The organism is Affinirhizobium straminoryzae, from assembly GCF_007004135.1.
GTDB lineage: Bacteria > Pseudomonadota > Alphaproteobacteria > Rhizobiales > Rhizobiaceae > Neorhizobium > Neorhizobium straminoryzae.
On record NZ_VJMG01000049.1, the window covers coordinates 24,190 to 43,686 of the forward strand.

Annotated in this window: 14 protein-coding genes and 1 tRNA gene; 6 read left to right on the forward strand and 9 right to left on the reverse strand. The window is 64.2% G+C overall.

What is annotated here, in order from left to right:
* Positions 1-22 precede the first annotated feature (22 nt).
* From FNA46_RS17280 to FNA46_RS17290, 3 genes are all read right to left on the reverse strand, one after another.
* Positions 23-1,537, reverse strand: coding sequence for a bifunctional aminoglycoside phosphotransferase/ATP-binding protein (locus FNA46_RS17280; RefSeq protein WP_143126460.1), 1,515 nt, complete (start codon positions 1,535-1,537; stop codon positions 23-25).
* 252 nt (positions 1,538-1,789) lie between these two features.
* Positions 1,790-1,866 (reverse strand) — tRNA-His (locus tag FNA46_RS17285).
* Positions 1,867-2,029: 163 nt separating this feature from the next.
* Entirely contained in the window at positions 2,030-2,476 is a 447-nt protein-coding gene (locus tag FNA46_RS17290; RefSeq protein WP_143126461.1) for a phasin, read from the reverse strand.
* 233 nt (positions 2,477-2,709) lie between these two features.
* Here FNA46_RS17290 and FNA46_RS17295 point away from each other — a divergent pair, with 233 nt between their 5' ends.
* The 4 genes from FNA46_RS17295 (at position 2,710) to FNA46_RS17310 (ending at position 10,627) form a co-directional block, all read left to right on the forward strand.
* Positions 2,710-6,525 (forward strand): ATP-binding protein, encoded by a 3,816-nt coding sequence (locus tag FNA46_RS17295; protein WP_143126462.1) that lies wholly within the window; start codon positions 2,710-2,712, stop codon positions 6,523-6,525.
* A gap of 147 nt (positions 6,526-6,672) precedes the next feature.
* The gene (locus FNA46_RS17300) at positions 6,673-8,310 is read left to right on the forward strand and encodes an ABC transporter permease (protein WP_143126480.1); all 1,638 of its coding nucleotides are present in this window, start codon (positions 6,673-6,675) and stop codon (positions 8,308-8,310) included.
* Between the two features lie 196 nt (positions 8,311-8,506).
* Complete coding sequence (locus tag FNA46_RS17305; RefSeq protein WP_185969893.1) at positions 8,507-10,297, forward strand: AsmA family protein; 1,791 nt, start codon at positions 8,507-8,509, stop codon at positions 10,295-10,297.
* 93 nt (positions 10,298-10,390) lie between these two features.
* A complete protein-coding gene (locus FNA46_RS17310; RefSeq protein ID WP_143126464.1) occupies positions 10,391-10,627 on the forward strand; it encodes a DUF378 domain-containing protein in 237 nt (78 codons plus the stop codon).
* Positions 10,628-10,732: 105 nt separating this feature from the next.
* On the opposite strand, the gene FNA46_RS17315 is transcribed toward FNA46_RS17310, so the two are convergent.
* The 5 genes from FNA46_RS17315 to FNA46_RS17335 form a co-directional block, all read right to left on the reverse strand.
* Positions 10,733-11,551, reverse strand: coding sequence for an ABC transporter permease (locus FNA46_RS17315; protein WP_143126465.1), 819 nt, complete (start codon positions 11,549-11,551; stop codon positions 10,733-10,735).
* A gap of 3 nt (positions 11,552-11,554) precedes the next feature.
* Complete coding sequence (locus FNA46_RS17320; RefSeq protein ID WP_143126466.1) at positions 11,555-12,469, reverse strand: ABC transporter permease subunit; 915 nt, start codon at positions 12,467-12,469, stop codon at positions 11,555-11,557.
* A 13-nt stretch (positions 12,470-12,482) separates the two neighbouring features.
* Positions 12,483-13,649 carry an ABC transporter ATP-binding protein gene (locus tag FNA46_RS17325; RefSeq protein WP_143126467.1) on the reverse strand — a complete coding sequence of 389 codons (1,167 nt, stop codon included), beginning with the start codon at positions 13,647-13,649 and terminating at the stop codon, positions 12,483-12,485.
* 84 nt (positions 13,650-13,733) lie between these two features.
* Positions 13,734-14,828 carry a polyamine ABC transporter substrate-binding protein gene (locus FNA46_RS17330; RefSeq protein ID WP_143126468.1) on the reverse strand — a complete coding sequence of 365 codons (1,095 nt, stop codon included), beginning with the start codon at positions 14,826-14,828 and terminating at the stop codon, positions 13,734-13,736.
* Between the two features lie 154 nt (positions 14,829-14,982).
* Complete coding sequence (locus FNA46_RS17335; protein WP_143126469.1) at positions 14,983-16,401, reverse strand: helix-turn-helix domain-containing protein; 1,419 nt, start codon at positions 16,399-16,401, stop codon at positions 14,983-14,985.
* A 226-nt stretch (positions 16,402-16,627) separates the two neighbouring features.
* On the opposite strand from FNA46_RS17335, the gene aceA reads away from it, so the two are divergent.
* Both aceA and FNA46_RS17345 read left to right on the forward strand, forming a co-directional pair.
* Positions 16,628-17,917 carry an isocitrate lyase gene (gene aceA / locus FNA46_RS17340; protein WP_143126470.1) on the forward strand — a complete coding sequence of 430 codons (1,290 nt, stop codon included), beginning with the start codon at positions 16,628-16,630 and terminating at the stop codon, positions 17,915-17,917.
* A 208-nt stretch (positions 17,918-18,125) separates the two neighbouring features.
* Complete coding sequence (locus tag FNA46_RS17345) at positions 18,126-18,362, forward strand: SMc00767 family acetate metabolism repressor (RefSeq protein ID WP_143126471.1); 237 nt, start codon at positions 18,126-18,128, stop codon at positions 18,360-18,362.
* Between the two features lie 52 nt (positions 18,363-18,414).
* On the opposite strand, the gene FNA46_RS17350 is transcribed toward FNA46_RS17345, so the two are convergent.
* A complete protein-coding gene (locus FNA46_RS17350) occupies positions 18,415-19,284 on the reverse strand; it encodes a LysR family transcriptional regulator (RefSeq protein WP_143126472.1) in 870 nt (289 codons plus the stop codon).
* Between the last annotated feature and the right edge of the window lie 213 nt (positions 19,285-19,497).

Here is a 19,497-nt window from a genome sequence, read left to right on the forward strand (position 1 = left end):
GGGCATGGTGCGGGCGGAAGGCTCACCCCTTCAGCGCTGCCTCCACAAGGACCTCGACCGGCTCATCGGCTTTCAGATGCCGCCAGTCCGTTACCTGCGGCAGCCGGTCCAGTTGCCGGGCCAGCACGTCGACGGTGGCATCCGAGGGGCCGGGCGCCCGCTCGCGCACCCGCCGGTGCAGCGTCGCCGTATCCGCGGCCAGCCAGATGCCGGTGAAGCGCGCCTGCGCGGCATGGGCGGCGTCTGCCATGCGCGCACGATTTTCCGGCTTGTCGAACACGGCATCGGCAACCACGCAGGCGCCCGCCGAGAGCAGCACGCCCGCCCGCAGCGCAATCTCGCGATAGACCTCCTGCGACACGTCCGGCGCATAGGCCGCCTGCGGCAGGCGGGTTTCGGCCGGCACATCGAACAGGGATTTGCGGATGCGGTCGCTTTCCAGAAGGCGGGCCCCGGGGGGCACGCCAAGGCGCGGCGCCAGACGGTCCGCTACCGTCGTCTTGCCGGAACCGCTCAGGCCGCCGATCGCGACCAGCCGCGGCGGCTCGGTGGCCAGCAGGGCATCCGCCAATGCGAAATAGGAGCGTGCCTCGCGCACCAGCGCCTCGGACGGCCCCCAGCTTTCCGCCACCTGGGTGGCCGTGACATGCGCCCTGACCGCCGCACGGATCGCCATCAGGAAGGGCAGAAGCACGACGCCGTCATCCTCTTCCGCATCGTCCAGATAGCGGTTCATCGTCAGGTTGGCGAGATCGGCAAAACCGCGATGCCAGAGATCCATCAGCAGGAAGGCGAGATCATAGAGAACGTCGGTCGTTGCCAGTTCGGCATTGAATTCGATGCAATCGAACAGCCGCGGCTCGTCCTCGAGCAGGCAGATGTTGCGCAGGTGCAGATCGCCATGGCAACGCCGCACCTTGCCCGCCGCCGCCCGCCGGTCGAGGCGGTCGGCATGGCGCAGAAGATGAGAGCGGAAACGGGCCGAGAGACGTTCGACTTCATCGGCGGAAAACACCCGGCTGGTGGCAAAGCCCGCCTCGTTGATCGACAGCACATCGCCGATCCGCCGGGTACCGGCCACGTCGCCGGATACGGGCGCCGTGCGGTGGACGCGGGCAATCATCCGCGCCGTCTGCGTCATCAACGCCGGCGTCAGCCGCCCAGCCACCGCCATGCGGTCAAACAGGCGGTCCTGATCGAAGCGGGCCATCTCGATCAGCGCATCGACGAGCCGCCCCTCCCCGCCAAGCCGCAGAGCGCCCGCCTCGTCGCGGGTGACGCGATGCACGCCACGATAAAGGCCGGGCGCCGTCAGACTGTTCAGCGCCACCTCCGCCTCGCAGGCCAAAAGCCGAAAGTCGGGGGTGGAGAAGTCGAGATAGGGCAGCTTCACCGCCCGCTTGAGCTTGAAGGCGCTTTTGCCGGCCAGCGCGATCAGAGAGATATGCGTCTCGATCAGCGTGACGGGTTCGGCGCCCTCGAACGGACCGCCCTCGGACAGGAAGGCCCGGATCTCCTGCTGGTCATCCACGATCATGCTGGCTGGCCCTCCTTGTCGCCCCGTTTCCCATTGTCGGCAACGGTCCCCTGACCACACGCCCGCGCAACAGCCACTGCCCGACAACGGTGATGAACCGCACAGGTTGCAGAGCAGAACAGCGGGATCAGGCTAGAAGCGAGCGGGCACCCTGCGCCTTGACATGCCGCAAGTGAAAAACAAAACAGCACATACACGCAGAGGCTGCGCAATGACAAAAGCAAGGTTTCGAGGGATCATGGGGAGAAGAAGTGGTACGGTTGAGTGGAGTTGAACCACTGACCTCAGGTGCCACAAACCTGCGCTCTAACCAACTGAGCTACAACCGCACACCGCCGCCAGCAAGGCCGGCTGCGTCTGGGGCGTGACATAAAAGCATTGTCTGCGTTTTGCAAGCCCCGAATTGCCGCGCCACCGCAAAAAATGCGAAGACGAAAAAGCCGGGCGCTGCGGCCCGGCTGCATTCTTGTTTGTCCGCCGACAGGCGCCTGATCAGGCGGCCTTGAACTGCGACATGACCTTTTCGGCAGCTTCCTTGCCGGGCTTGGAAACCTCTTCCGCCAGCTTGCGGGCGGCTTCCTGCATGGCCTTGGCCTGCTCGACAGTCAGTTCCGCCTGCTTGCGGAAGAAGCCGGTCTGCAGTTCGACCAGTTCAGCTACGGACTTCACACCGAGCAGGGCTTCCATGTGGGACAGCGACAGATCGGCATTGGTGCGCAGCGCGTCGATGGCCTTCAGGCCGAGTTCGACCGAACCGGCCTGAGCCGTCTGCATCGTGGATTCCACGGTTTTCGTCGCTTCTTCAGCGGCCGTCTTCAGCTTGCCGAACGCTTCACGGGACTGGGCGGCACCCTTTTCAGCGATATCGCGGAAACCTTCCGCAAAACGGCTCGGGTCGAATGCGGCGAAGGAAAATACGTCTTCGGTCTTGTAAGCCATGTTCATTGATCCTTGTTCGAACCTGGCCTCCGGTGCGGCGGCCTCATGCACACGTATATAGCGCATGGATTGTTGCATTGCAATATCGTTGTGCGGTGCAACATAAACATTTTCTGATTAACCGTGTTCGGCGATTCCCCGCGCGGGTATGTGGACCGGACGGGGCTGGGAAGTTACTAACAATGTGTTAATCTAGTGCCGGAATGAGATCGGCACCGAGTGCAAGGCCTGCCATGTCCGCTGTGCAATATCCTTTCATCGAGATCGCCGTGCACCCGCGGGTGCGGGATCATTTCGCGGCGGGCAAGGCAGTTGTTCTGTTCTCGCAGGATCTCGGCGAGGTGTTGTGGACCAACGGGCTCGGTGCACGCCTGTTCGGCAAGACGGCGATCTATGATCTGATCGACCAGGGGCCGCCGCGTCTCGACCTCATCCTGCGCCAGGCGCGCACCACGGCGCGCCAGCTTCAGGCAGTGGGCGACAGCCGCACCTTCATCATCCGCATCACCGCCGGCTTCGAACGCGTGGCCGTTCAGGCGCTGTGCGAACTGGTCGCCCTGCCTGATGGGGAAAGGGCCGTTCTTCTGGCCGTGCCCGCCGCCGCACAGCCGCCGCTGACCACAGAGGCCGCCCGGCAGATGATGGACGGCTTCGACGATCCGGGCATGCATGTGGCAGTGCTCGATGGCGAGGGCCAGGTCATGTCCTCCTCCGCCGATTTCTCGCGCCTGAACCTGACGCCGCACACCGCACGCATGCTGGTGACGCTGGCCGCCAACGATCGCGACCGGCTGGTCAAGCGCCCGGTGCCGACGGCCGAAGGCTATCTGCCCGCGGCCATCGCCCGCCTGTCCGATGAGCCGGCGCTGCACCTTCTCTTCCTGGTACAGGCCGATCCGCTGGAGCGCGACCCGGCGCTTGCCACCGAAGAAAGACAACCAGCAGCATCCGCGCCCGCCGCACCGGCCGCACCCCCGGATTTCGACGAGGCTCTCACCGCCGTTTCCGGCATCGTCGAGATGGAGGAAGAGGACGCTGCAGACACCGAAATCGTGACCGAGCCGGCCGAACCGGTACATGCGGAACAGCCGGAGACGGCGAAGGCCGATATGTCCGAGCTCCCTGTTGTGGATGTCGCGCCCGACCGCATGGGGTCGAGCGGTCGCGCCAAGCAGGAGACACCGGCTGATATCGCAGCCGAAACCGCTGCCGCTGCGCCCGCAACCGACCATCCCGCCGCGCCCGGCTTTGAATTCCGCCGCGATACCCGCGCCACCCGCTTCGTCTGGAAGATCGATGCGGATGGCTGCTTCTGCGCAGTATCCCCGGAACTGGCGGCCGCTGTCGGCCCGCATGCGGCAGAAATCATCGGTCTCGGCTTTGCCGATGTCGCGGCCCTCTTCAATCTCGATCCGGAAGGCAGGATCACGGAACTGCTGACCCGGCGTGACACCTGGTCGGGCAAGACGATCTACTGGCCCGTCGAGGGCACCAGTCTCTGCGTGCCGATCGATCTCGCAGCGCTCCCCACCTATACCCGAAACCGGGATTTCGACGGGTTTCGCGGCTTTGGCATCATTCGCATTGCCGATGTGCAGGAAGATCCGTTGGCGATCGGCCTTACGCTGGTGCCCGGCCCGGCAGAAGCCGAGGCGGCAGCCGAGGAGATCGTTGATCCCGACCAGCCCGAACGTGCCTGGGTGGAAGACGGCTGGACCGAGGACGAGACGGCCATCACCTTCGAAGACACAGAAGATCAGCCTCCGGCAGCCGCGGAACCCGCCGCAGTCGATACAGACGCGCCTCCATCACCGGAACACACGGGCGAACACCTGACGCAGGAACAGCCGCAGGCAGCGCAGGAAACCTCCGCCTCCGTGCATCCCTTCCCCGGCGCGGAAAAGCCGGTTCTGCGCATCGTACAGCCCGCCCTGCCCGGCAGCCCGGAAAAAGTGGTGCGCATCGAAGACCGCCGTCCTTCCGGTCGCGACAGCCTGACGCCCGTCGAACAGGCCGCCTTCCGCGAGATTGCCCGCCGCCTCGATGCCTTCCGCCGTCCCGACGCACCGGCCGAAGATGCCCCGAAGGATACAACGGCAGAGACCGGCACTAGGGCACCGGACGCGGTTTCGAAACCCGCCGAAGCGGTCGCCGAGGACCCTGCGGTCGAGACGGAGACGCTTGTTGCGCAGCACGCTGCCGACATGGCGTCGACCGCCGGCGAAGACGAGATTGCCCCGATCATCGACGATGCCACGACGCTGGTCGATGCGGAGCCGACCGACGTCACGTCGTCCGACGTCGCCGCAGACGATGACCTTTCTCGCGCGATCCCCGATGATGAGAAGGACGCGCCGTCCGGGGACGAGGATGAGGCAGAGCCCCTTGCCTTGGAAGAGCCGCAGGCCCTTCTCGAGACCGCTGCCTTAGAAGCCGACGAGGGCCTCGACGACGCTCCGCACGCCGCCACGTTCGATGCCGATGTACCCGAGCCGGAAGAGACGGAAGACGACCGCATCTCGATGGCGGAAGCCTATGCGCAGGTGATGAAGCCGCGCCAGCGCCCGGATCTGTCCGCCGACATTATCGACCAGATGCCGGTTGCGCTGCTGGTGCATGCCGGTGACCGGCTGATCCATGCCAATCCGGAATTCCTGCGGCTGACCGGTTACGATTCGCTCGAAGCGCTGGCAGCCGTCGGCGGCCTCGATGCGCTGCTGCAGCGGCAGGATCTGGAGGACAAGACCTCCGAGGCCGGCGGCATGGTCGTGGTGCGCGCCGATGACAGCATCGTGCCGGTCACCGCCCGCCTGCAGACCGTGCGCTGGGAACAGGCAACCGTCCTGATCCTCGCCCTGATGCCGGTGAAGGACGCGGCCGAAAAGGCGCCGGCGGAAGACCCGGCGCGGCAGGCCGACCGCGTATCCCGCATGGCCGTCGAGGTGGACGAGTTGCGCGCCATTCTCGACACCGCCACCGATGGCGTCGTCATCATCGGCAGCGAGGGGGAGATCCGCTCGATGAACCGGGCGGCGAGCGCGCTTTTCAACTACGACAATGACGAGACGGCCGGCAAACCTTTCGTCATGCTGTTTGCCCATGAGAGCCAGAAATCGGTGATGGATTACCTCGCCGGTCTCGCAGGCCATGGCGTCGCGAGCCTGCTGAACGACGGGCGCGAGGTGATCGGCCGCGAAGCCTCCGGCGGCTTCCTGCCGCTGTTCATGACGATCGGCCACCTCACCTCGTCCAACGGCTATTGCGCCGTGATCCGCGACATCACCCAGTGGAAGCGCACGGAAGAGGAGTTGCGCAATGCCAAGCGGGCGGCGGAAACCGCCAATGCACACAAGAGCGATTTCCTCGCCCATGTGAGCCACGAGATCCGCACGCCGCTCAACGCCATCATCGGCTTTGCCGACATGATGGCGACCGAACGGCTCGGCCCCCTCGGCCATCCGCGCTATGTGGAATATGCCAATGACATTGGCCGCTCCGGTCGCCACGTGCTCGACATCGTCAATGACCTTCTCGACATTTCCAAGATCGAGGCGGGCGAGATGGATCTCGATTTCTCGGCCGTTGGCCTCAACGAGACGGTGGCGGAAGCGGTTTCCCTGGTGCAGCCGCAGGCCAATGGCCAGCGGGTGATCATCCGCACCGCGCTCTCCCAGTCAGTGCCGCCGGTGGTGGCCGATCTGCGCTCGATCAAGCAGATCATCCTCAACATTCTCTCGAATGCCATCCGCTTCACGCCGTCGGGCGGCCAGATCGTGGTCTCCACCGCTTACGAGGCCAATGGCGCCGTGGTGCTGCGCATCCGCGATACCGGCATCGGCATGACGCGGGCGGAACTGGAACTGGCGATGAAGCCCTTCCGGCAGGTGGCGGGCGGCACGCGCAAGCGCGGCGATGGCACCGGCCTTGGCCTGCCGCTGACCAAGGCGATGGTGGATGCCAACCGCGCCGCCTTTGCCATTCACTCGGCCCCGAACGAGGGCACGCTGGTGGAAGTGACATTCCCCTCACCCCGCGTGCTCGCCACCTGATCCGGGGTGGCTTGCCATGCCGGTAGCAGCCCCGCTGCCGCAAAAGGCGTTTGTCTTTTGCGACGGATGCTGTAGGCCTTCGGCACCGACATCATGAGGCATTGGAGAAGAGGGGAACCGGCCTTGCAGCTTGCTCGCCAGAGGCAGATGCGTGTGGCGCGACAGGATACGCGCCCCTTTTCGGTCCTGTCGGGGTTGGTCGCGGCCCTTGCCGTGATGCCGGTGGCAGCCGTGGTATGGATCGCAGCCTTCGGCGGCTTCGAAAGCCTGCAGCATGTGCTTGTCAACGTGCTGCCGCGGGCAACCGGCCGCACGCTGATGCTGGTCGTTTTCACCGGTCTCGTCACCAGCCTGTTCGGCATCGTCACGGCCTGGCTCGTCACTACCTTCGATTTTCCGCTGCGACGTGTGCTGTCGGTGGCACTGGTGCTGCCGCTCGCCATCCCGTCCTATATCGCGGCCTACACTTTTTCCGAGTTTCTCGATTTCACCGGACCGCTGCAGACGGGTTACCGTGCGTTCTTCGGCTTCAAGTCCGCCCGCGACTACTGGTTTCCGGATGTCCGCTCGCTGGGCGGCGCCGTGCTGGTGATGTCCTCGGTGCTCTATCCTTACGTCTACCTCGCCTGCCGTTCGAATTTCCTGATGCAGGGGCGCGCCGCCGCCGATGTGGCCCGCACGCTGGGCGCCGGTCCCTTGCGCACCATCCTGCGCATCCAGCTTCCCATGGCGCGGCCGGCGCTGATGATCGGGCTGACGCTGGTCAGCATGGAGACGCTGAACGATATCGGCGCGGTGGAATATCTCGGCGTCAACACGCTGACCTTCTCCATCTACGATGCCTGGCTGAACCGCGGCAGCCTCGGCGGCGCCGCCCAGCTTTCGGTGGTATTGCTCGTCATCGTCGCCGGACTGATTGCCGTGGAGAGGCTTGCCCGGCGGCGCCAGCGCTTCGTCGCAAACCGCACCACGGCAAGCGTCAACGACCAGATCCGTCCGCCGCTTGGGGGCATGAAGCGGTGGTTGGCCATCGTCACATGCCTGCTGCCGGTCGCCTTAGGCTTCGTGCTGCCGGTCGCCATGCTGCTGAGCTATGCCTTCAAGCGTATCGACCTGCTGCATGATCCGCGACTGATGAAGGCGCTGTGGCACAGCGTCACCGTCTCCGGCGCCACGGCGCTTGCGACCGTGCTGATCGGCTTCATCCTTGCCTATACCGTGCGCACCCGCGGCGGAGCGTTGAGCGGCCTTGCCGGACGGCTGGCCTCGCTCGGCTATGGCATGCCGGGTACGGTACTGGCGATCGGCGTGCTGGTGCCGCTCGCCGCCTTCGACAATGCGCTGGATGCCTGGCTGCGCAGCCATGTCGGCATCTCCACCGGGCTTCTCTTGTCCGGCACCGGTTTTGCCATCTTCTATGCCTGCACCGTACGCTTTCTCACCATGGCGGAAGGCACGGTGGATTCCGGTTTCCAGAAGCTGTCGCCGCATCTGGACATGGCGGCACGCACGCTGGGGCGCAGCCGGCTCAGAACGCTGACCGGCGTGCTTCTGCCCAACATGCGCCCGGCGCTTCTGACGGCGGCACTGTTCGTCTTCGTGGAATCGACGAAGGAATTGTCTGCCACCATCCTTTTGCGGCCATTCAATTTCAACACCCTCGCCACTCTCGTCTATGAGGATGCCTCGCGCGCGCAGATCGAGAAGGCCTCGATCCCGTCGCTGATCATCGTGCTGGTCGGGCTCATTCCGGTGCTGCTGGTGTCGCGCTCGATGGAACGCTGACGGTCGATATTTGGCCCGTCTGGCCGATATCCGGCCCTTGGATCGGCGGATTTGACGCGCATGTTTGCAAGCCGCTGACAATTCCGATAACGAAACGCACGGCTTCAGGCCTTGTCACCCCTTAACTCCCGTCATCCAGCAGAGAGATGGCCAAAGACGCATGATCGACCTGTCACCGCGCAACCGGACATCTCGCATGGCGCTTGTCGTCGTGGCGGGTATTCTGGTCGTCGTGGTGCTGTTCCGAATCCTGTCACCGGTGCTGGTGTCGTCCGCGCTGGTGCGCGAGCGGGTGGAAACGGCCGTGGAGGACTGGCTCGGCCACGACGTGACAATCGACAGCGTGCCGCAGCTGGAATTCTGGCCGCGTCCCATGGTGCGCCTGCGTGGCATCGTGATCCGCCAGGAAGACAGGCCGGGCTCGCCGGTTCTCGGGCATATCGCCGAACTCTCCGCCAGTTTCAGCCTGCTGAAGGCGCTGACGGGCAATCCGGTCTTTCACAACTTCGCGCTCGTACAGCCGGACATCACGGTGCATACGGGTGCGGGCGGTCAGCTGAACTGGTCCAACCAGGGTCTGCTCGGCGCAGCCGTGCGCCACGCCATCAGCACCGATACGGCAGAAAAGGCACGGCCGCTGAACGATGCGGAAATCGGCGATGTGTCGATCTCCAACGGCCGCCTGGTCATCGACAGCAGCGACGGGCGCAGCCTGACACTTGAGCAGATCAATGGCACGCTCGACTGGGACGAGCTATCGGCACCGGCACGCCTGCGGGCACGGTCGCTGGTGCGCGGCGTGCTGCTGGATATTGATCTTTCCACCGCCCAGCCCCTGCAACTGCTGGGCGGCGCCAGCGCAAGCCTGGACCTGGCCTTGAACTCCAGCCTCATCACCGCGCGCTTTTCAGGCCGCGCGGACCTCACCCGCAGCGCCTTCCTCTCCGGCGACCTGCAGCTGACCATCCCCAAGATGGCCGAGGTCGTGCGCTGGGCAAACCTGCCGATCCACACCGCCGATGCGCTGCACGACATCACGCTTTCCGCACGGTTGGTGACCCTTGAGCGGGTGATGCGCTTCGACCAGCTGACGATTGCCGCCAATGGCACATCCGGTACCGGGGTGATGGATCTCGCCATGGCGACCGACACCCAGCCGCCGCGAGTGAGCGGAACGCTTGCCTTCGACCGGATGGACCTCCGTTCGCTCGCGCATGCGATCTCCAGCGACCGGCAGGATGCCGGCCCCGTCGATCCTGCCCGTGAGGCGCCCTTCGAGCGCCAGCTCGGTTTCGATGCCCGCTTCTCCGTGAAGACCGCACGCTACGGCCCGCTGGTGCTGACCGATGCTGCCGTCAGCCTGCTGTCGGATGCGAAGCGGGCAGAGGTAGAGATCCTCGACAGCACAGCGCTGGGCGGCAGCCTGACCGGCCAGATCAGCATGCGGCTGACACCGAAGCCCGCCACCAAGATCCGGCTCTCGGCGCGCAATGTGGAATTCGATGCACTCGCCAAACAGCTTTCCCTGCCGGGATCGCTGATCATCGCCCCCGCATCCATCGATCTGGACCTCGACCTGTCCAAGCCGCTGTTTCTGGCGAAGCCAGACGACGTGACGGGCACCATGCATTTCTCTGCCGCGACCGGCCAGATCCCCGCGCTCGATCTGGACGCCTTCCGCACGCTCGCCTCCGGCACCGGCTATTTCACGCTCGACAAGGCCCGCGACGGCCATACCGATTTCAACAGCCTCGATCTTCAGGCGGATTTCACCGCCGGCAGCGCCCGCATCCGGCAGGCAACCATCGATGGAAGCAGCTATGTGATGCATCTGAGCGGCGTCGTGCCCTATCAGACCAGAAGCCTGTCGCTGATTGCCGTGATCGACAGCAAGACGGGCGCGGCCTCGCACCGCGCCTTCATCGGCGGCGCATGGCCGAACCCGATCATCTGGCCGGCACCGGCCGGTACGCCAGCCAAGCCGTAAGGGCAAGCCCCTCAAGCACAACCTTTCGCCGCCCAGGAACAATGCCGGCAAGGAAAGGTTGGGGGAGGACAAACCTGCGGAAAGGACCTTCCCATGCGCGCCCTCAACATCATAACCCTGCTGCTCGTCATCATCGGCGGCCTCAACTGGCTTCTCGTCGGCATTGCCGATTTCGATCTCGTCGCAGCCCTGTTCGGCGGCCGGGAGGCAACGCTCGCCACCCTCGTCTACGTGCTGGTCGGCCTGTCGGCCCTGTGGCAGTTGATCCCGTTCACCCGCGCCCTCTCGGCCGGCGAAACTTCCGCCGAAGCCCATATCGGTCACCGCTGACCTGACGCGGCCTTCTCGCTGCGGCACAAACAAGAAACATGCCGGCCTCCCCCAAGGAGCGCCGGCATTTTTTCGCTCTGGACGGCGCCGGATCGCGACCGGACCTCAGAGCACCCCGCGGATCGCCGCATGTTCGTCGCGGATGCGGCGAGCCTCATTGCGCTTGGTGGTGATGGAAGCAATGATGACGCCGATGGTGACGAGGCCGATCAAAAGGGTACAGACGGCATTGATTTCCGGCGTCACGCCGAGGCGCACCTGCGAATAGATCTTGATCGGCAGGGTGGTGGCCCCGGGGCCGGTCGTGAAGCTTGCGATGACGAGATCGTCGAGCGACAGCGTAAAGGCCAGCATCCAGCCCGACACGATGGCTGGCAGGATGAGCGGCAGCGTGATCTTGAAGAAGGTCTTCACCGGCGGGCAGCCGAGATCCATCGCTGCCTCTTCGAGGCTCCGGTCGAAGGTCAGCAGGCGCGACTGCACAATGATCGCCACGTAGCACATGGTGAACGTGGTATGGGCAATCGTCACCGTCCAGAAGCCGCGATCGACATCGAGCGCGACGAACAGCAGCAGCATCGAAAGGCCCGTGATCACTTCCGGCATCACGAGCGGTGCATAGATCATGCCCGTAAACGGAATGCGGCCGGGAAAGCGCGGAAACCGCACGAGGGTGAGGGCTGCAAGCGTGCCGAGCACGGTGCCGATGCTGGCGCTCAGCACGCCGACGCGGGCCGTTACCCAGGCGGCATCCATCAGGCTCTCGTTCGACCACAGCGACCGATACCATTGCAGCGAAAAGCCGCCCCAGACGGTGACCAGCTTGGAGGCATTGAACGAATAGACGACGAGGATGACGATCGGCAGGTAGAGGAAGGCGAAGCAGAAGGTGAGGACGGTGCTGTCGAAGCGCGAGGATTTCATGGTTCACCCCACCTTCTGCTGCTGGTTCTGGAAGATCACGATCGGCACAACGAGCGCCAGAAGCAGTACCACGGCCACTGCCGAGGCAAGCGGCCAGTCGCGATTGCCGAAGAATTCGACCCAGAGCGTTCGGCCGATCATCAGCGTCTCCGGCCCGCCGAGCAGATCCGGAATGACGAATTCGCCGGTGATCGGGATGAAGCAGATCATCGCGCCGGCAATCACGCCGGGCAAGGACAGCGGAAAGGTGATGCGCCAGAAGGCCTTCCACGGCGGGCAGCCGAGATCGCTTGCCGCCTCCAGCAGGGTGCCATCCAGCTTTTCCAGTGTCGCATAGAGCGGCAGCACCATGAAGGGCAGATAGGAATAGACGATACCGATGAAGACGGCATAGTCGGTGCGGTAGATTTCCACCTGCTGGTCAGGGGCAAGCAGCCCGACCGCCTGCAGTGCGACCGTGAGCAGCCCCTCCGGCTTCAGGATGCCGATCCAGGCATAGACGCGGATGAGAAAGGAGGTCCAGAACGGCAGGATCACCATCATCATCAGCGTCGGGCGGATCGTGCTCGGTGCCCGCGCCATGGCGAGCGCCATCGGATAGCCGATGAGAAGCAAGAGAAGCGTCGAGATCAGCGCGATGCGCAGCGACGACAGATAGGCCGCGAGATAGAGCGAATCCTCGACCAGCGACTGGTAGTTTTCGAAATCGAGCGCCGAGAGAAAATCGCCGAGCTTGCCAAAACCCTCGAACACCGGCTCGTAGGGCGGCATGGCGATCGCTGAATCCGACAGCGAGATCTTGAAGATGATCAGGAAGGGTGCGGCGAAGAACAGCACCAGCCAGAGATAGGGAATGATCACCACCAGCCAGCGCAGCGGGCTGGCCTTGGCGAAGGATGGTGCGGGTGCGTCTGCCATGATCGCCCCCGCGCTAGCGTGTCAGCACCAGGCCGCCATCCAGCGGCCAGGTGAGCCAGACCATGTCTCCGAAGGTGATCGGCCGGTCGACAAGACGCGAGACATTGGCCTGTGCCGCGCGCAGGATGCGCCCATCGTCCAGACGCACCAGAAACACCGAGAAATCGCCGAGATAGCCGATGTCCCAGACCTCGCCATGGGCGGTATTGACGTCGGTCTCGACAGGCGGATCAAGCGAGATTCGCACCTTTTCCGGGCGGATGGCAAAGGCAACCTTCGCACCATTGCTTGCCGGGCATTCCTGTTCCACCGCAATCTTCATCCCGTCGCTCTCCAGCCGCACCAGCGGCGGATGGCCGGGATGCACGCAGACACCGGCATTTTCCGTGACTGCGCAGTCGAGTATGTTGATGTCGCCGATGAATTCCGCGACATAGCGGCAGTTCGGACCTTCATAGATTTCCGCCGGCGCCGCCACCTGCACGACGACGCCCTTGTCCATCACCGCGATGCGGTCGGAGACGGTCATCGCCTCCTCCTGATCGTGAGTGACGATCAGGAAGGTGAGGCCGAGCGTGTGCTGGATGTCCATCAGCTCGAACTGGGTTTCCTCGCGCAGCTTGCGGTCCAGCGCACCGAGCGGCTCGTCGAGCAGCAGCACTTTGGGCCGCTTGGCAAGCGAGCGGGCGAGCGCCACGCGCTGCCGCTGACCGCCGGAGAGCTGGGCCGGCTTGCGCTTGGCAAAGGGCTCGAGCTTCACGAGCTTCAGCATTTCCTCGACGCGCGCCTTGATCTCCGGCTTCGCCAGCCCGTCCTGCTCCAGCCCGAAGGCGATGTTCTTCTCCACCGTCATGTGCGGGAAGAGCGCATAGCTCTGGAACATCATGTTGGTGGGGCGGCGATAGGGTGGCACGCCGGAGAGATCCTTGCCCTGCAGCAGGATGCGGCCCGACGTCGGCTCCTCGAAGCCGGCCAGCATGCGCATCAGCGTGGTCTTGCCGCAGCCGGAGGGCCCGAGCAGCGAAAAGAATTCCCGCTCGTAGATATCGAGCGTCAGATTGTCGACGGCGGTGAAATCGCCATAGCGCTTGGTGATGTTCTCGAAGCGGATGAAGGGGGTCGCGGATGGATCGGTCCAGGGGGAAAACTTGCGCTTTACGGGTCCGAGAGATTTCGCCATGCCCTGCCCACTCCTGCTGGTCATCCAGTCAACGTCGCCACAGTCAAAAAAGGCGGGCCGCAAGGCCCGCCCCCGGTTTTCGCCTCAGCGGCCGTTCTTGAACTTGGTCCAGACGGAGGTGACCTCCTTCTGCGACTTGCCCTCATAGGGCGAGATCGTGAAGAGCCGGCCGAGAACCTCCTTGGTCGGATAGACGGAGGGGTTGTCGAGGATTTCCTTGTCGACGAACTGCTGCGAGGCCAGGTTGCCGTTGGCATACTGGACATAGTTGGAGGCCTTGGCGATCACCTCCGGCTTCATCAGGTAGTTGATGAAGGCATGCGCTTCCTCGACATTCTTGGCATCCGCGGGGATCGCCAGGTTGTCGAACCACATATAGGTGCCTTCCTTCGGGATCACGTAATTGATCTTCACGCCGTTCTTGGCTTCCTCGGCGCGCTTCTTGGCCTGCAGGATGTCACCCGACCAGCCGATGGTGATGCAGATGTCGCCATTGGCGAGATCGTTGATATAGGCGGCGGAATTGATCGAACGGGCATAGGGCCGGATCTTGCTGTAGACCTCGCCGGCGGCGCGGATATCGGCAATCTCCTTGCTGTTCGGATCCTTGTGCAAATAGTTGAGCGCAATCGCGAAGGTTTCGTCCGGCGCATCCAGGACGTTGATGCCGCAGGCCTTGAGCTTGGCGGCATTTTCCGGCTTGAAGAGCACATCCCAGCTATCGATTGGCGTATCGCCCAGCACGGCCTTGATCTTGTCGATATTGTAGCCGATGCCGGTCGTGCCCCACATGTAGTTGACGGCGTGCTCGTTGTCCTTGTCGTATTTGGCAAGGCGCGTCATCACCTCCGGCCACATGTTGGAAATGTTCGGCAGCTTGCTCTTGTCGAGCTTGCGATAGACGCCGGCCTTGATCTGGCGCTGCAGGAAGGGCCCGGTCGGCACCACGACATCATAGCCCGAGCCGCCGGCCAGAAGCTTGGTTTCCAGCAGGCTGTTGTCGTCGAACACGTCATAGACGACCTTGATGCCGGTTTCCTTGGTGAAATCCTCCAGGATCGACGGGTCGATATAGTCGGACCAGTTGTAGACATGCACCTCGCGCTCCTGGGCGGCGGCGGCGGTTGCGGCCAGTGCCGAGACGGCAAGGGCCAGCATGCGGAGCATGGGTGATTTCATGATCGTCTCCAGTTCCCGTTTTCCCGCAGATCCCGGCAAGGGATGCGGATTGGTTGTCGTCTTTTGGTGCAGAGTAAAAAGGAAACGGGCGGCTCACAAGCGGAAAAGTTCGGCACCGCACAAGACTTGGGCAGGGGCCTGACGTGCTTGTTCTTTACTGGAAATCGAAGGCGCTGAGACCCGTGACCATTTCATCGAGCCCCAGCGGGCGGGTGAGCGGCGGCTCGGCGCGCGCGAGGCAACCCTGCCGTTCGCAGAGCCGGCAGGCAGTGCCGGCCGGCACGTGGGCCGCCGGCAGGTCGGCCGCCGCGCCATAGACGGTGTCGGAGGCGGCAGACGCATCGCAGCCGACGAGGATCGCGGTGCGGCGCAGACGTTCGCCATAGGCCGCCCGCGGCCCCTCCAGCGTGCGGCAGAGTGTCAGAAAGGCCGCGCCATCCGGCATCTCCACCCGTTCGACCAGCAGCTGGCCGGGCTGGGCGAAGGCCTGGTGCAGGCCAAGCTTCGGACAGAGCCCGCCAAACCGGGCCTGCGGAAAGCCGAGCGCGCCCGCCTTGCGCAGAACGTTGCCGGCATGATCGGCTTCCATCAGGAAGAAGGCGGGCACGCTGACGCCCGCCCGGTGCAGGGACACAAGCCGGTGCGCGGCCTGCTCGAAGGAGACATCGAAGCGGGCCGCCAGCTGATCGAGATCGAAGCGGGTGCGCTGGGCTGCAGACAGGAAACTTGAAAAGGGCATCATCAGCGCATGCGCCGCATAGCGTGCCAGCTCGAAGCGGCCGATGCGCAGCGCCTCGCCGCTGGAGAGCGACAGGCCGGCAAGCTCGGCGGCGATCTCCTGCCCCAGCGCAAGCAGCGCCACCTCCTGGGCGATCTCGCGGGTGCGGTCCGCCACCGACAGCCGCTCGGAGAGGAAGAGACGCATGGAATGCCGGTCATAACGGCGGCGCAACGTCGGCATGGCATGCACCGGCAGCTGGCGCACCACGATCCCATGCGCCGAGCGCAGCCAGCCCTTCAGGGCACCCGAAAGATCGTCGCCGGGATTGAGCGCGGCCATGAAAGCCTCCGCCGCCTCGTCCAGCCTTGCAAACACCATGGGGCGCTTTTCGAGCGTCTCGCGCACCTCGTCCATCGGCAGGCGCGCGCGGCCAAGCGAGGTCTCATGCCCCTCGCGCGCCAGAAGATCGGAAAGATCGGAAAGGCGGGCCGCCTGCTCGCGATAGGCGCGGTAAAGCTTCAGAATGCCGACCGCCGCATTGGGTGCCCCCTCCGCCACCTCGATCAGCTCCTGGTCTCCCGGAATTTCCCCTGCCAGCAGCGGATCGGCAAACACCTCGCGCAGCTGCTGGGCCGCACCGCCCCCCTCGCCCTGCAACTGGTCGATATCGACCTTGTAGACCGAGGCCAGCCGCAAAAGCAGCTGCACGGTCAGCGGGCGCTGGTTGCGCTCGATGAGGTTCAGGTAGGAGGGGGAGATCCCCAGCCCCTCGGCCATCGCGGTCTGGGTGAGATTGAGGCTCAGACGCAGCCGCCGCACGCGAGGCCCTGCAAAGATCTTCCGCTCCGCCATGTCACACCTTTTACAGAGGCCTCTGGTTTACGACTTTTACATTCTTTACAAATTTACACGAGGAGACGTCAAAGGCAAGACAACCTAACCTCTTTCATCCAACTGTTTTCTCTTATTTTCTGGCGATACGCTGCGCTGCATTGTAAATTCAGTCTCAGACATTCGGAGGTAGCATCATCGGACACAGGATGTGTCCTCGCCTCCAGAGCAGACGGGAGAGAGCATCATGACAGAGTTTTACAACCTTGTTCCCAGCGCGCCCCAGGGGCGGTTCGATGGCATCGAGCGGCCGTATACGGCAGAGGACGTGAAGCGGCTGCGCGGCTCGGTGGAGATCCGCTACTCGCTGGCCGAAATGGGCGCCACCCGCCTGTGGAAACTGATCAACGAGGAAGACTTCGTCAACGCGCTCGGCGCGCTCTCCGGCAATCAGGCCATGCAGATGGTGCGCGCCGGGCTGAAGGCGATCTATCTCTCCGGCTGGCAGGTGGCCGCCGACGCCAACACCGCCTCCGCCATGTATCCGGACCAGTCGCTCTATCCGGCCAATGCCGCGCCGGAGCTCGCCAAGCGCATCAACCGCACCCTGCAGCGCGCGGACCAGATCGAGACGCAGGAAGGCAAGGGACTTTCGGTCGAAACCTGGTTCGCGCCGATCGTTGCCGATGCGGAGGCCGGCTTCGGCGGGCCGCTGAATGCCTTCGAGATCATGAAGGCCTTCATCGAGGCGGGTGCCGCCGGCGTTCACTTCGAGGACCAGCTGGCATCCGAAAAGAAGTGCGGCCATCTGGGTGGCAAGGTTCTGATCCCGACGGCAGCCCATATCCGCAACCTCAATGCCGCGCGCCTTGCGGCAGACGTGATGGGTGTTCCAACCCTCATCGTGGCCCGCACCGATGCGGAAGCGGCCAAGCTGCTGACCTCCGACATCGACGAGCGCGACCAGCCCTTCGTCGATTACGACAAGGGGCGCACGGCGGAAGGCTTCTACCAGGTGAAGAACGGCATCGATCCCTGCATCGCGCGCGCCATCGCCTATGCACCGCATTGCGACCTGATCTGGATGGAAACCGGCAGGCCGGATCTGGAACAGGCTCGCAAGTTCGCCGAAGCCGTGCACAAGGTGCATCCGGGCAAGAAGCTCGCCTACAACTGCTCGCCCTCGTTCAACTGGAAGAAGAATCTGGACGATGTGACGATCGCCAAGTTCCAGCGCGAGCTGGGGGCGATGGGCTACAAGTTCCAGTTCATCACGCTCGCCGGCTTCCACCAGCTGAACTACGGCATGTTCGAACTGGCGCGCGGCTACAAGGAGCGCCAGATGGCCGCCTATTCGGAGCTGCAGGAGGCGGAATTCGCCGCCGAGATCAACGGCTATACCGCCACCAAGCACCAGCGCGAGGTCGGCACCGGCTATTTCGATGCCGTGTCGCTGGCGATCACCGGCGGCCAGTCGTCGACGACGGCAATGAAGGAATCCACCGAGCACGAGCAGTTCCGCCCGGCAGCTGAGTAAAAACCAAGGCCCCTCCCCAGCCCCTCCCCACAAGGGGGAGGGGTAACCCGCAGAACCGCCTTACCCATTCGCAGCCGACAGCTTTCTGGACGGTTTGAAGGGGCAGTCCGGTGCCGCAGGCCATGCCCCTCCCCCTTGTGGGGAGGGGTTGGGGAGGGGTCTGAGCGTTCCCCTTCAACAACCCCTGTACAACAAGAGGAGAAATGCCATGAACGTCCAGACCCGCGTCAAGGAACGCGCCGAGGAACAGTCCACCGCGATGAGCGCCGAACAGCAATCGGCCATCCGCGTTCTCGCCAACGAACTGCACCGCCTGAACCATGCCGTGATGCGCGCCGTCGATGCCGGCGTCTCGGTCGAACTGGTGCGCTCCGCCCGCCACCATGGCGGCGAGGGCAACTGGGGCGACCTGATGATCCCGGTCATCGTGACGCAGCCGCGCTGACCCCGAAAACAGCCTGGAAGAATGGCGGGGAAGCGTGTGTCGCTTCCCCGCCTCATGCGTTCGGTCGCTCACCGGCAAACAGGGCTGCCTCATCCCGCACGAGGCGCGTCATCCGGTCGATGACGGTGCGGATCTCGCGCCGCCCCCGGTCCTCGTTGTTCATCACGATCCACTGGCTGTGACGCAGTGCGGCAACCTCGCCATCCTGCCGCACAAGTTCCGGCAGAGCATCCCCGACGAAACAGGGCAGAACCGCAATGCCGGCGCCGGCCAGCACGAGATCGAGCAGCGAGCGCGGCCGGCTGACGGTGACCGCAATGTGCTCGGCATGGTGTTCGCGCGGATAGCGCAGATAGGCGGAAATAGCAGCCTCTTCCCCGACCGCCAGCCAGCGGCTGGCCTCGGTGCCCGACAGGCTGCGGGCGCGATAGGCGGCATACGCCACCTCCCCCAGACGCGTGGCAGCCAGATTGGATTCCGCAGGCTCGAAGGCGCGTATGCCGATATCGCTTTCCCGATGCGCGAGCGCCGCGCGCTGCTCGCCGATGAAGATATCCAGCCGGAACCGGTCATCCGGCCGGCAGAGCTGCGGCCAATGCCGCATCAGGTGCCAGGCCATCCAGGTGCCGCAGGCAATGCGCACCAGCGGCGCATGCAGCCCGCTGGCATTCCAGCTTTCGATACGGCGGGCCGCTGCCTCCATCTCCAGACATTGCGCAAACAGGGCCTCGCCCTCGCCCGTCAGGCGATAGCCCGTGCGGCTGCGCAGGAAGAGCGGGCGACCGATTTCGGCCTCCAGATCCAGCATGCGCCGCCCGAGCGAGGCGGGACTGAGGCCTGTGGCCTGCACTGCACCCGACAACCCGCCCCGCCGCGCGACCTCCAGGAAGGCCGCATAGATATCCCAGCTCACGTTTTTCATGGGTGAAAAACATAGCCGGTTTTCCCGGTTCTTGAAGCAGATATCCCTGATTATTGAAAAGGATCATCGCATATGGCCTCCCTCAGGAAAGGATGATCCATGCAGGATTTGATCAGCGCCCAGGTTTTCAACCTCTATCTGCAACAACAGCAGACGGTGAAAAGCGAGGATGAGTTCTATCGGCTTTACGCCGAACCGCTGCCCGGTTGGCTC